14 protein-coding genes are annotated in these 12,456 nt (G+C 40.3%); 8 read left to right on the top strand and 6 right to left on the bottom strand.

The genetic code is table 11. The features are described from left to right. Positions 1-15: 15 nt before the first annotated feature. Together WG954_RS02990 and WG954_RS02985 are read right to left on the bottom strand one after the other, a co-directional pair. Positions 16-678 carry a peptidylprolyl isomerase gene (locus WG954_RS02990; protein WP_340433519.1) on the bottom strand — a complete coding sequence of 221 codons (663 nt, stop codon included), beginning with the start codon at positions 676-678 and terminating at the stop codon, positions 16-18. Next, positions 679-1,023 carry a hypothetical protein gene (locus WG954_RS02985; protein ID WP_340433517.1) on the bottom strand — a complete coding sequence of 115 codons (345 nt, stop codon included), beginning with the start codon at positions 1,021-1,023 and terminating at the stop codon, positions 679-681. 204 nt (positions 1,024-1,227) lie between these two features. Here WG954_RS02985 and WG954_RS02980 point away from each other — a divergent pair, with 204 nt between their 5' ends. The 5 genes from WG954_RS02980 to rsgA all read left to right on the top strand — a co-directional run bounded on the left by WG954_RS02980 (position 1,228) and on the right by rsgA (position 6,148). Further along, positions 1,228-2,229: an AAA family ATPase gene (locus WG954_RS02980; protein WP_340433515.1), complete on the top strand. Its 1,002-nt coding sequence runs from the start codon at positions 1,228-1,230 to the stop codon at positions 2,227-2,229. Between the two features lie 62 nt (positions 2,230-2,291). Continuing rightward, positions 2,292-3,164 (top strand): DUF58 domain-containing protein, encoded by an 873-nt coding sequence (locus WG954_RS02975; RefSeq protein WP_255460236.1) that lies wholly within the window; start codon positions 2,292-2,294, stop codon positions 3,162-3,164. Further along, positions 3,161-4,054, top strand: a complete 894-nt coding sequence (locus tag WG954_RS02970; RefSeq protein WP_340433506.1) for a hypothetical protein — start codon at positions 3,161-3,163, stop codon at positions 4,052-4,054. Before WG954_RS02975 ends, WG954_RS02970 begins: the two co-directional genes overlap by 4 nt. Further along, entirely contained in the window at positions 4,047-5,051 is a 1,005-nt protein-coding gene (locus WG954_RS02965) for a vWA domain-containing protein (RefSeq protein WP_340433503.1), read from the top strand. Before WG954_RS02970 ends, WG954_RS02965 begins: the two co-directional genes overlap by 8 nt. Positions 5,052-5,218: 167 nt before the next feature. Next, on the top strand, positions 5,219-6,148 hold the full coding sequence (gene rsgA / locus WG954_RS02960) for a ribosome small subunit-dependent GTPase A (protein ID WP_340433500.1): 930 nt from the start codon (positions 5,219-5,221) through the stop codon (positions 6,146-6,148). 55 nt (positions 6,149-6,203) lie between these two features. Here the strand turns inward: rsgA and WG954_RS02955 are convergent, their stop codons facing one another. The 3 genes from WG954_RS02955 to WG954_RS02945 are packed head-to-tail and all read right to left on the bottom strand — an operon-like array spanning position 6,204 to position 7,325. After that, complete coding sequence (locus WG954_RS02955) at positions 6,204-6,518, bottom strand: hypothetical protein (protein WP_340433497.1); 315 nt, start codon at positions 6,516-6,518, stop codon at positions 6,204-6,206. A gap of 50 nt (positions 6,519-6,568) precedes the next feature. Beyond that, positions 6,569-6,742, bottom strand: coding sequence for a hypothetical protein (locus tag WG954_RS02950; protein ID WP_324230232.1), 174 nt, complete (start codon positions 6,740-6,742; stop codon positions 6,569-6,571). A 49-nt stretch (positions 6,743-6,791) separates the two neighbouring features. Beyond that, positions 6,792-7,325 carry a gamma carbonic anhydrase family protein gene (locus WG954_RS02945; RefSeq protein WP_340433494.1) on the bottom strand — a complete coding sequence of 178 codons (534 nt, stop codon included), beginning with the start codon at positions 7,323-7,325 and terminating at the stop codon, positions 6,792-6,794. Between the two features lie 234 nt (positions 7,326-7,559). On the opposite strand from WG954_RS02945, the gene WG954_RS02940 reads away from it, so the two are divergent. Then, positions 7,560-8,741 (top strand): aspartate aminotransferase family protein, encoded by a 1,182-nt coding sequence (locus WG954_RS02940; RefSeq protein WP_340433492.1) that lies wholly within the window; start codon positions 7,560-7,562, stop codon positions 8,739-8,741. Positions 8,742-8,760: 19 nt separating this feature from the next. Here WG954_RS02940 and WG954_RS02935 read toward each other — a convergent pair whose 3' ends face one another. Next, positions 8,761-11,259: a DUF5686 and carboxypeptidase-like regulatory domain-containing protein gene (locus WG954_RS02935; protein WP_340433491.1), complete on the bottom strand. Its 2,499-nt coding sequence runs from the start codon at positions 11,257-11,259 to the stop codon at positions 8,761-8,763. Positions 11,260-11,427: 168 nt separating this feature from the next. On the opposite strand from WG954_RS02935, the gene WG954_RS02930 reads away from it, so the two are divergent. Beyond that, positions 11,428-12,111, top strand: coding sequence for a hypothetical protein (locus WG954_RS02930; RefSeq protein ID WP_340433489.1), 684 nt, complete (start codon positions 11,428-11,430; stop codon positions 12,109-12,111). Continuing rightward, positions 12,108-12,410 carry a winged helix-turn-helix domain-containing protein gene (locus tag WG954_RS02925; protein ID WP_182802367.1) on the top strand — a complete coding sequence of 101 codons (303 nt, stop codon included), beginning with the start codon at positions 12,108-12,110 and terminating at the stop codon, positions 12,408-12,410. The genes WG954_RS02930 and WG954_RS02925 overlap by 4 nt, the downstream gene beginning before the upstream one ends. Positions 12,411-12,456 lie beyond the last annotated feature (46 nt).

The following is a 12,456-nucleotide window of genomic DNA, read 5'->3' as shown; positions in this document are numbered from 1 at the left end:
ATTGTTTTCCTGCAATCAGAAAAATAAAAATTTCTTCTTCAGTTTCATTTTAATGATGCGGATATCTTCCTTGGGTCTGTCGTATTGATCACGCTCTGACTGCGCAATCGTATCCACAACCTCAATACCTTTCATCACTTCGCCAAAAACTGTGTAGTTCTGATCGAGATGCGGGCTGCCACCAATTTGTTTATATACAGCACGATGGTGAGGGGGAAGTTTTCGTCCACCTAGTCTTTTTTCTTCTATTTCGTTAAGCGAACTGTCTGTGTGAACTTTTCCCTGCACAATATAAAAATGGCTGCCACTGCTTGCCTTTTCAGGATTATTATCACGTGCTGCTGCCAGCACACCTCTTTTATGAAAAAGCGAAATATCAAACTCGGCTGGTATTTTATTTTTCAAGCCTCCGCTGCCATAACGTTTGCCGGGAACAGGATTTTTAGTTGAGTCATCACCCGCCTGGATCATAAATTCCTTGATCACACGATGAAACAATATGCCATTATAATAGCCCTGTTTTACCAACTTGATGAAGTTGTCCCGGTGTTTGGGCGTTTTATCGCTCAACTGAACAACAATAGTTCCTTTTGTTGTAATGATCTTCACCTTACGGTTACGGGCACCCGCATCAGCAATGAGAAGAAGAAAGCAGATCAATAAAACAGACAATCGCATTTAAAATCCTTTTTGTTCAAAGTAGAGCAGTACATGGTCCTTGATGAAATTCTCCTGCTCACGCATATCCATGCTGGGCATGGCTTTCAACTGTTTAAAATGGGGCCATCCATCTTTATCATAATCATCAAATTCAAAATAACCACTTTGGGAAAGGAGAGAGCAAACTGCTACGTGCATCAAATCCTGCTTTTGCTCCTTAGTATATTTTTCTTTCAACTCACCAAACTCCTGTACACCGATGAGGAAGAGAATTGCCTCCAGGTCGGGCTTTTTTCCAAAACGTTCTACCATTTTCTGTTCAAGGTGCATCCACCTTACAAAAAGATCATTCGCTGCATCCATAGGCTGCAAAGATAGTGGATAGCCGATAGTGGATAGTTGTAAGCTGTAGCTGAAGTAATTATACTAAGTACTAATGGCGGTCGACTTTTTGAAATTCGGCCTTCTTTTTGCGTGATGGGAAATGATTTTAAGATACAACCGTTTATAAAATGATTTTCGCTTAAGCAAACGGCATTGTATTTTCACAACCTAAACCGAGATTACATGTTAAAAACCGCAGAAGACATAAAAGTCCTGAATGAAAAAATTGAATATGCCGGAAGTTTTCTCGACCGTCTGCGTGCAGAAGTTGGAAAAGTATTGGTAGGACAACAATATATGGTCGATCGTTTATTGATTGGCTTGTTGGGTAACGGTCATATTTTATTGGAAGGTGTGCCCGGTCTAGCAAAAACATTGGCGATTAAAACGCTTTCTCAAGCTATCAATGCAAAATTCAGCCGTATCCAGTTTACTCCTGATATGTTACCGGCCGATGTAATTGGCACCATGATCTATAACCAGCAGAAGAATGAATTCTTTGTGCGTCGTGGACCCATCTTCGCCAATTTTGTGTTGGCTGATGAAATTAACCGTGCCCCTGCAAAAGTGCAAAGTGCTTTACTCGAAGCAATGCAGGAACGCCAGGTAACAATTGGGGAACATACTTACAAACTGGAAGAACCCTTTCTTGTCTTGGCTACACAAAACCCATTGGAGCAGGAAGGAACTTATCCGTTGCCTGAAGCCCAGCAGGATCGTTTTATGTTGAAAGTGGTGGTGAACTATCCAACAAAAGAACAAGAGCAATTGATCATTCGCCAGAATACACAACAGATAGCTTCTCCTGTAATTAATCCGGTTGTTTCAATGCGTGAAGTAACAGAAGCACGTGATCTTGCACGTACCATTTATATGGATGAAAAAATTGAGAATTATATTCTTGATATTGTATTTGCAACACGTAAACCTGAACAGGTTGGTTTAAGTAGTCTCAAACCATTAATAGCTTATGGTGGTTCTCCAAGAGCTTCTATTAATATGGCTCTCGCATCTAAATCGGTGGCATTTCTTAATAAGCGTGGATATGTGTTACCGGAAGATGTACGCACAATTGCAGCAGATGTATTGCGCCATCGTCTTGGATTAACTTACGAAGCAGAGGCAGAAAATATATCAGTTGAAGAGATCATCACCCAGATTATGAATGCAGTGAAAGTGCCTTAAGCAATTTACTTATAACAACATAATCAGTATTCAACGCAGAACTTCAAAACTCAGAACTTCTCTTGTTAACTACGGAAGAAATATTAAAGAAAGTACGGGCACTTGAAATAAAAAGCAAGCGGCTTACCAATCACATGTTCACGGGTGAGTATCATTCGGCGTTCAAAGGACAGGGGATGAGTTATAAAGAAGTGCGTGAATACCAGCCCGGTGATGATATTCGTTTTATTGATTGGAATGTGAGTGCACGCTACGCACATCCTTACAGTAAAGTGTTTGAAGAAGAGCGTGAGCAAAGTGTATTTCTTTTGATTGATAACAGTGCAAGCATCAGTTTTGGTACACATCTGCAACGAAAGAAAGATCTTGTAACTGAGTTAGCTGCGGTACTTGCTTTTTCAGCAGTAAATAATAATGATAAAGTTGGTGCTATTTTGTTTGGTGATAAAGTGCAACGTTTCATCGCACCAAAGAAAGCAAAACAGCATACACTTTATATTGTACGTGAAATGCTGAGCAATGATGCTGCATCAAAGCAAACTAATTATATTGATGCATTCCGCATGTTCAATAATGTATGCCGTAGAAAAAGCATATGCTTCCTCATCAGTGATTTTTTAGGAAAGGGCTATGAAGATGCGTTGCGTGTTGCCTGTAAAAAGCATGACGTGATTGGTATTAAAATTTACGATCAACTTGATATGCGTTTGCCCGATGCAGGATTATTGCAGGTGGCTGATGCAGAAACAGGTGAGCAACGTTGGATCGATACATCAAGTTCATTGGTTCGTTTTGAATACGAAAAAGATTTTCATAAGCATAATGATCATGTGAAAGATGTTTTCCGCCGTTCGGGAGCCGATCTTTTGCATATGCGGGCAGGAGATGATTATGTAAAAGTGTTACAGAAATTTTTCATTAACAGGAGCAGATGATCAGACGGGAATTTTTAATTGTAATTTGTTTTTTGATGATGGGCCTGTCTGCGATGGCCCAGGTAACTCCTGTTGTAACAGCATCAAAAGAAAAAATATTTATTGGCGAGCCGGTAAAGCTCAGGTTTGAATTAAAAGCCATCAGTCGTAATGCTGAAGTACATTGGAAATTTCCGGACAGTATTCCTCACTTTGAATATGTTTCGTTTGATACAACAGACTTGTTGAAACGTGAAATCACAATCACCAGTTTTGACAGCGGCCTGTGGGTGGTTGAAAACGTAACAGCTGTTATCCCTTCAAACGTAAATGACAAAGAGCAGTTAGTGACTTTTCCAATAAAGGAAATACTGATCGAATACGATACAACAGGTAACCAATTGCTGAACGATGTAAAACCCATTATTGATGTTAATTCCGGTGAAGCATGGATCGGTTATGCAGTAGCTGCTGCTGCTGTTATTGCGTTGATCTGGTTGATCATCCTGTTTAGAAGATGGAAGAAGAAAAAAATCGGCACTGTTATTGAAGAATCGGCAAATACGCCATTGGAAGATTTCCTTATCACAACAAAACGATTGAAAGCAGAGGACTGGGATACGCAACTCATTCAAAAGAAAAACTTCTCTGATCTGTCACTTGCTGTGAAACGTTATTACGAACGTAAACTTCAGCAGCCATTTACCAGGTTAACAACAGATGAATTTGCGATGGAGTTGAAGCCTTATGTGCTCAATGAAACGCTCATCAACATCATACAAGCACTTCGTTTAGGCGATGCGGTAAAGTTTGCCAAGTTTGCTGCACCTAAAGATGAATGTCTGCAAACAATTGAACGAATGGAAACAACCGTCAAACAATCAGAAAAAGAATTGAAACCCGATGCTTAACGAGTGGTATCAACATATTGTATTTGCTTATCCTTACCTGCTATGGTTGCTGTTATTGTTGCCATTGCTGATTGTTTGGTATATCATCAGTCATAAAAGATCATCCTCATCAGTTACCGTTTCATCATTGGGTATTTATCGCAAGACTGGTAGTTCGAAAAACGTTTTGCGTCATTTACCTTTTGTTCTTCGTTTGCTTTCACTTGCATTGCTGATCGTTGCTGTTGCCCGTCCACAAACAAGAAGCAGTGAAGAACGTGTGGAAGGAGAGGGCATTGATATTATCCTTTGCATGGATGTGAGCGGCAGTATGCTGGCGGAAGATTTTAGTCCAAACAGGTTGGAAGCCATGAAGAAAGTAGCATCGGATTTTGTTGATGCTAGAAAAACGGATCGTATTGGGTTGGTTATTTTCTCCGGCGAATCATTTACACAATGTCCGCCAACAACAGATTATGCTGCACTCAAAAGCCAGATCTATGCAGTGCGTAGTGGTATTCTGCAGGATGGTACTGCCATCGGCTCGGGCCTATCAACCAGTGTAGAGCGTTTGAAAACAAGTGAATCGAAAAGCAAAGTGGTGATACTGTTAACTGATGGTGAGAATAACGGCGGATTGATCCCTCCCAGTACGGCCAAAGAAATTGCCAAGGCCTACCAGGTAAAAGTATACACTATTGGTATGGGAACAGAAGGATTTGCCGCTTTACCACAACAGACAACTGGTGGTGTGGTGCGTACCATGGAGAAAGTTAATATTGATGAAAGACTGTTACGTGAAATAGCAAATGAAACCGGCGGCAGTTATTTCCGTGCAAAGGATAATGAAAGCCTCAGTAAGATCTATGCAGATATTGATCAACTGGAAAAATCAAAAATTGAAACAAGTACATTCTCCCGTTATAAAGAAGAGTTTTATCCATTTGCCATAGCAGTGGTAATACTTTTGTTGATTGAAGCATGGTTGCGTTACAAAGTGCTGCGGAAGTTTCCATGATTTGTGCCGCAAATACTCGAAGGCACAAAGTTGCCCCCCAACCTTTAATTTCTTAATTCATCTTATCTGTCTAATTATTTTCCTTTGTATTTCTTGTGTCTTTGGGACTTTGTGGCAAATGATTTTTCCATGCCTTCGTGGCAAATAATCACTTTTCTTTGCATTGCATGAAAGCCCTCATTTATAAATCGACCGGAAGTTGGTATGTTGCCAAAACAGAAGAAGGCAAGATCGTGCAGGCACGTATTAAAGGGAAGTTTAAGATCGATGGATTTACTTCAACCAATCCCATTGCAGTTGGCGATGAAGTGGAGATCGAAATGGAAAATGATCTGGAACAAACAGTCATGATCACTGCTATTGCTGATCGCAGGAACTATATTAATCGCCAAAGTCCCGCTAACAAACACCAGCACCACATTATTGCTTCCAACCTCGATCAGAGTTTATTGTTTGCTACATTAAAAGAACCTCGAACGTCCCAGGGGTTTATTGATCGGTTTCTGATTGCATCTGAAGCGTATCATATTCCAAGTGTGATCGTTTTTAACAAGTCAGATGTTTATAAGAAAAAAGAGCAGGCTCAATTTGAAGACTGGAAAGAAATGTATGAAGCGGTTGGCTACAAAGTGATTCTGGCTTCTATGGAAACCGGTTTGGGAATTGATGATATTAAAATAACATTGAGAGATAAAGTAACGTTATTGAGCGGTCATTCTGGTGTAGGAAAGTCGACTTTCATCAATGCATTGATGCCCGATCTTTTGCTGCGAACTGAGGAAGTAAGTGGCTGGAGTGGCAAGGGAATGCACACTACCACCTTTGCTGAAATGTACGATTTGCCATTCGGCGGAAAGATCATTGATACACCTGGTGTAAAGGAATTTGGTCTCGTTGATATCAGCCGGCAAGAACTCTCTCATTATTTCCCGGAGATGCGGGTGCTCATCAACGATTGTCAATTTAATAACTGTTTACATCTTGAAGAACCGGGCTGTGCAGTAAAAGCAGCCGTGTCAAAAGAGGAAATTCATCCACTTCGTTATATCAGTTATTGCGGAATTCTTGCCACAATTGAGACAAAAAAAAACTACTAAGCCGCACTTCATCTTCTTTGCTTCTTAATAGTTACTTCAATATTGGTAAGCTTACTTATGCTTCACCGGGATCAGCATCCTTCAACGCATCAACGAGTTCGGCAATGGCTGCATTTTCAAAATGTTCACTCTTTTCTTCCAATGACGGAAACACAGAAATACCATTGAAAATATTAAAGCTGAGCGTAAGGGCAGTGCCTTTGTAAATAAAATCCCAGTAAAGGGCTTCAAAATCATCAAGCTTCTTGGTAAAGGAGATTTTTAACTTATCGGCAAGAACATCCGCCCAGCGATGAAATTTTTCATAACTGGCATCATCGTCAAGGACGGCTTCGTTATATCCTACATGGTTGCGTAATGTTGGATTCATAGCGGTAATTTTTATGGTGTTATAAATGGGGTTAGTTCTCTTTATATTATTTAGCTGTTAAATCGTTTCGCTTTTTTCACCTTTTCACCGCTCAGTAACTTCTCGGCTCCAACATTCTTGCCATTGGTTGGACATCCTTCCTTGGGTGTTCGTTTAAACACATTGCAACTTGTCATGAAAGACAGTAATATTACGACGAGCGCTGCTTTGGTGATCTGTTTCATATAATTATTCTTGTTTAACATTTGGATATAGACAATGTTCGTACCGTAATCAGCTATTTTCTGTTAAGGCATCTTTAAACCAACCGGAATACTTGATATAGTTATTAGCTATTCGGTTGATCTCGCCATGGATAAGCTCTTGGCTGATGTCTTTTACTTTTTTGGCAGGAACCCCTGCATATATGCTTCCCGCTTCTACCACTGTTCCCTCCAAAACCACTGCACCTGCTGCAATTATGGAATTGCTGTTGATGATGGCATTATCCATAACAATAGCTCCCATCCCTATCAACACATCATCATGCACCGTGCAACCATGAACAATGGCATTGTGTCCAATGCTCACGTTGTTACCAACAATGGTTTTCGTCTTTTGGTATGTAGCATGTAACACCGCCCCATCCTGTATATTCACTTTGTTGCCCAATATGATGCTGTTTACATCTCCCCGCACAACCGCATTAAACCACACACTGCATTCATTACCCATTACTACATCGCCTACGATAGTAGCATTAGGAGCTATAAAGCAATCGTCGCCAAATTGTGGAAAAACGCCTTCTACAGGAAGAATTACGGGCATACGGAATGTGGTTTAAGTTCGTCTGTAAATTTCGTAATGTTTTCTGAGGGTACATAATGTTTCCCCTGTTTTTTAAAGTAATTATCCGTTTTTTAACCTCTTCTGCCCATAAAGGCCATGTTCTTACCGGTTCATTCAACTTAATTCTAGAGATATACGCAGTGGCAACGATACCGGTTTAAATAACCATCAATTTGAGGTCAACAAACTATTTACCGACATTTGCATCCACTTATGCACCAGCGTCAACTTTTTTTACAGCATGTGGCTCAAACTTCGCCAGCACCATTGGCTTTGGAAATAATGAAGGCTGAAGATTGTCGCATGTGGGATGCTGATGGTAAAGAATATCTTGATCTTATTGCAGGTATTAGTGTTTGTAATGTGGGGCATTGCCACCCCAAAGTAGTGGAAGCCATTAAACAACAGGTTGACAAATACATGCATCTGCTTGTGTACGGCGAGTTTATTGAAAGCCCGGAAGTGCAATATGCCAAACTGCTCACCGATCATTTACCCGCATCCCTCAACTCTGTTTATTTTACCAATTCCGGCACAGAAGCAACCGAAGGTGCAATGAAACTGGCTAAACGGGTGACAGGTCGCACAGAAATTGTTGCATTTAATAATAGTTACCACGGCAGCACTCAAGGTGCATTAAGTGTTATGGGCGACGAATATTGGCGGAACTCGTTTCGTCCGTTATTACCCGGAGTTCATCATGCAGATTATAATTCTTTCGAAGCTTTGGAGCTGATTGGAAGTAATACAGCTTGTGTAATTGCTGAAACTATCCAGGCAGAAGCAGGTGTAAATGCTCCGTTGAAAGAGTGGATAACAGCCTTGCGTAAGCGCTGTAACGAAACGGGCGCCCTGTTAGTATTGGATGAGATACAATGTGGATTTGGGCGAAATGGTTCACTTTGGGCTTTTGAACAGTTTGACATAGTGCCTGATACTTTATTATTAGGAAAAGCATTGGGCGGTGGAATGCCCTTAGGAGCATTTATTGCCGATAAAGAATTGATGTGGAAGTTTACGGAGAATCCGGTGCTCGGTCATATTACAACCTTCGGTGGTCACCCGGTTTGTTGTGCCGCAGGTATGGCCGCCATGAATGTATTACTTGAAGAAGAATTGGTAAAGGGTGTCGCCGAAAAAGAAATTCTCTTCCGCACATTACTGCATCATCCTAAAATTGAAGCAGTACGTTCACGGGGTTTGATGATGGCCGTTGTATTCGATAGTTTTGAAACAAATAAGAAAGTAATTGATGCCTGCATTGCAAAAGGCGTGATTACAGATTGGTTTTTATTTGCATCAAATTGTTTGCGTATTGCGCCACCATTAACAATTTCTGAAGAAGACATTACAAAAGCATGCGAAGTGATAATTGAGTGTTTGGATCAGTTATGATTTTTCTTTGCTGTCATTTCTAAAACTGCAACCTGAAACTTCCAAAAATACCAAAACGTTTATAGCGTTCCTCCGGTAATGGTTGTGGTGACAGTCGCCAGATAAAATCGAACCGCAATACACGGAAAATATTATCAACACCCGTGCCTACTTCCATATATGTTTTTCCATTGAGCGATTGGAATTGGTGACCACGATCAAAGATGGCTCCAACCTGGTTAAAGCTGCGGTTGGCATCACTCAAACTTCCCCATAAAACTTTTGCTGTCCAGAACTGGCGCAACTTCAGTTTGCGTGTTGGTCCTAATAAACGGAACATACCATTGCCAATATTATGTTCAACGTTTACGCCGGCATATTCATCACTCAAGTATTCAAACCTGTTCATAAGATTGAACGCATATTTATTGTAGTAGAAGATTTCATTACCGGGATGAATTTCTAATAATGGGAAAGGAAGTGTACCATAGATCTTACCACCATAAACATTATAATACAGTTCACCAAGATTAGCGATCTTAAAATAATCGTGTATTGATGCAGTTAAACGATGATACTGATAATTACTTTTTAAGAAACCAGGGAAACCTCTTGCATATTTTATTTCTGCAATAGGATAGGGGCTGCCTAAGCTGGATCGTAAGAATGTTCCTTCGAGGAAACGTTCAAGATAAGCATAACGAATACGAAAGCCCACTTCAGAATTATTTAAAGCCTCACCAACTCCATCTGGATAAATTGACTTACTAGGCAAAGAACGGACAGGATCAAATTTCTTACGTGTGGCAGATACTTCGAAAGTGAAGCCAGCATGTGTTTCCTTCGAAAATTCAATACGTTGTTGTTCTACACGAAGGAACTTAATAGGTACTTGCGATTTACGTGCCGCTAAAGTAAACACGTTGTCGGTTCCCACTTCATCATAATAGCGTTGTCCGTTATCATAATCATTTGTGTACGACAGGTACATTCGAACCCGGGGGTCACGTTTGAAAAGGTGTGTGATCTCTGCACGCCCTTTAAATTTTTTATCTGTAAATCCATAAGCAAGATAACCACGTAACCACCATGTTTTACTGAAGTTTGTACTTGTTCCGATATCCAATCTTGTGCGGAAGCCTTCCACCACATTTGAACTCATCACGTTGAACCACGGACCATATTCAAAACTTCCGAATGCTTTGTATCCTGTTGCAAGAAAAGTAGCAATATCGCTGTAGCGTTTAAATAGCGGCATCTTCTGCAACGTATCGATCATGCTGTAAATGGCCTTCTCATTTTTCGCAAGTTCTTCATGCCTTGACTCTTTCCAATAAGTTTCCGGTTGTTGGGTTGAACCTGCAAGCAGTATTGTTTCTTCCAGTTTTTTATTTTTCTGCAATTGTTCCCACACCACACCTGAATTGATGAGAACGTCTTTATAGGTAGTGGTCTTCCGCCCAGTAACCCCAAACTTCTGTTTGCCAATTGGTGCCACATCAATAATAAACTTATCCTTCAGCAAAAACCAAATAGAGTCGTTCACAAATTTGTATTCCTGCACAATACTTAACTTCTCCACATAATTCACATTTGCTTCTTTCGATAATCGCAGGTTCATTTTCTGTACGGCAAATGTGGTATCATGTATCCAGCAATCACCTTCAAACGTATTTTCTCCTTTTCGCTTGGGCGTAAACACAAGATGAAAGAAACGTTTGCCTGCTACAAATTGTGTATCGGGTACACGATAACTATAAAATGCATCGCCATTATCGCTGATAGGACTGATGAAACGTTTATCAAAAATCGGAATGTAGTTATTGTACACATTGATGTTTTGATCCATGCCACCCAGTAATTTCTGTACACTTTCATTATCTACACCCGATGTGCGGCTGGCTTTGATCTCTTCCCGTCGGCGTAGCGGCGATTTCTGAAAGTAGTAATTGGAAATAGTTTCCGTGAGAAAGATCGGCAGAAAAGGTTTGTCTTCACTGGTGCTGTCAACTGTTTGATCGAGTATAAAACCAAATGGTTTGAGAGGTCCGATGTTCTTAAACTTGTCCTTATTGAAGCGGTTAATATCGAGCTCCAGCTTATTGTATAATTCATAGCCAAAGTTTTCGAAACGGTAACGGTCATTAACAGGTTTTTGTCGCACCACTTTTCGCCACAATATCCAGCCTCTTCCGTATTTCGATTTCACCACTACTTCTTTTCCTGCACTGCCACGTTCAAGTTGAATCGTTAAGAATATAGTGTCTTTTGATGTAGATGGTAATGCAATGGTCATGCTGTTATAGCCAACATAACTAACGAGCAAAGAATCGGTTGCTGCGATTGCAGTAAGGTGCAATGAAAATAAACCTGCTGAATCGCTCAACTTACCAATCGTTGTATTTTTCAACTGTACAGATGCGAAAGGAATAGGTTCATCGGAGTGTGAATCTTTAATAATACCGGAAACAACTTTTGTTTGCGCCGTTATGTTTAAGATGCAAAAGGTACTCAGCACAAGGGAAACGATATACTTCATCCGGTTAATGCGATTGTTTCGAGCGATAAAAATAGTGAATCCAAGCCGCTCATCCTGTCAGGGTTTTTACGATAGCTGATTGTTTTCCAAAACTTTCTGTTAAAAAGACCAAAGGATAGTTTGAGTAATAGATAAAAAACCATTTACTTTGCAATTCAAAGTGCTTTTATGAATAGCCAGAATCAAACGCTTGAAACTATCCAGGACATCCGTAATATGATGGACCGCAGCAGTCGCTTTATCAGTCTTAGTGGCTTAAGTGGTATTGCTGCAGGTTTGTGTGCATTAACCGGAGCCTGGTTTGCTTATGATGTGATCGAAAGTTCTGATGGGTCAGGCGTAAGAAGATCCGGTTTAATAGGAGATAGTTATAGCAGCGATGGTGTGGATATGCTTCGTTCTTTCATGGGTAGCCGGTTATTTACAATAGCCGTGCTCACATTAATTTCTGCAATTGTATTGGCTGTATTCTTTACCTATATCAGAAGTAAAAGACAAGGTGTGCCGGTGTGGGGATCAACTGCAAAAAGAATGATCTGGAATATTGCAGTGCCATTGGTAGCCGGAGGTTTGTTTCTTTTGAAATTGATTGAAGCCGGCGTGTATGGTTTAATTGCTCCGGGTTGTTTGATCTTTTATGGTATCGCATTGATCAATGGAGCGAAGTATACTTTCGGAGAAATTCGTTTTCTTGGTTATGTAATCACTGCATTGGGAGTAATTAATTGTTGGTTTCCGGGGTATGGACTTTATTTTTGGGCCGCAGGTTTTGGACTGTTACACATTATATATGGAATAGTGATGTGGAATAAATATGAACGACAGCCCATGCAAATGGAGAAGAAAGTATGAAGAATCCGATAGAACAGTTACAAAAGGTGTTCGATAGCCGGGTAAGGTTAGGCGTAATGAGTGCGTTAATGGTAAATGCGCAGGTAAGTTTTAATGAGCTGAAAGAACTGATCAATGTAACCGATGGAAATCTTGCATCGCATCTTAAAGCACTGGAAGAAAACGGCTACGTTAAAGTGAACAAAGGATTTGTTGGACGTAAAACAAATACAACGTATGCAGTTACGAAAGCGGGTGAGAAAGCATTCAGGTTACACCTCGATGCATTGGAGCAAATGATCAAACAAATGGGGAAGTAAATTTTTTTGTATCTAAACTTTGAAATTCAAAGTACTTTTAAAATAA

The sequence above is a fragment of the Lacibacter sp. H375 genome, from assembly GCF_037892425.1.
GTDB lineage: Bacteria > Bacteroidota > Bacteroidia > Chitinophagales > Chitinophagaceae > Lacibacter.
This window is presented reverse-complemented; position numbering and strand designations above follow the sequence as displayed.

Excerpts from the sequence above, each read along its gene's own strand:
- WG954_RS02990 (WP_340433519.1), bottom strand. The coding sequence starts at position 678 with ATGCGATTGTCTGTTTTATTGATCTGCTTTCTTCTTCTCATTGCTGAT.
- WG954_RS02985 (WP_340433517.1), bottom strand. The coding sequence starts at position 1,023 with ATGGATGCAGCGAATGATCTTTTTGTAAGGTGGATGCACCTTGAACAG.
- WG954_RS02980 (WP_340433515.1), top strand. The coding sequence starts at position 1,228 with ATGTTAAAAACCGCAGAAGACATAAAAGTCCTGAATGAAAAAATTGAA.
- WG954_RS02970 (WP_340433506.1), top strand. The coding sequence starts at position 3,161 with ATGATCAGACGGGAATTTTTAATTGTAATTTGTTTTTTGATGATGGGC.
- WG954_RS02965 (WP_340433503.1), top strand. The coding sequence starts at position 4,047 with ATGCTTAACGAGTGGTATCAACATATTGTATTTGCTTATCCTTACCTG.
- rsgA (WP_340433500.1), top strand. The coding sequence starts at position 5,219 with ATGAAAGCCCTCATTTATAAATCGACCGGAAGTTGGTATGTTGCCAAA.
- WG954_RS02955 (WP_340433497.1), bottom strand. The coding sequence starts at position 6,518 with ATGAATCCAACATTACGCAACCATGTAGGATATAACGAAGCCGTCCTT.
- WG954_RS02950 (WP_324230232.1), bottom strand. The coding sequence starts at position 6,742 with ATGAAACAGATCACCAAAGCAGCGCTCGTCGTAATATTACTGTCTTTC.
- WG954_RS02945 (WP_340433494.1), bottom strand. The coding sequence starts at position 7,325 with ATGCCCGTAATTCTTCCTGTAGAAGGCGTTTTTCCACAATTTGGCGAC.
- WG954_RS02940 (WP_340433492.1), top strand. The coding sequence starts at position 7,560 with ATGCACCAGCGTCAACTTTTTTTACAGCATGTGGCTCAAACTTCGCCA.
- WG954_RS02935 (WP_340433491.1), bottom strand. The coding sequence starts at position 11,259 with ATGAAGTATATCGTTTCCCTTGTGCTGAGTACCTTTTGCATCTTAAAC.
- WG954_RS02930 (WP_340433489.1), top strand. The coding sequence starts at position 11,428 with ATGAATAGCCAGAATCAAACGCTTGAAACTATCCAGGACATCCGTAAT.
- WG954_RS02925 (WP_182802367.1), top strand. The coding sequence starts at position 12,108 with ATGAAGAATCCGATAGAACAGTTACAAAAGGTGTTCGATAGCCGGGTA.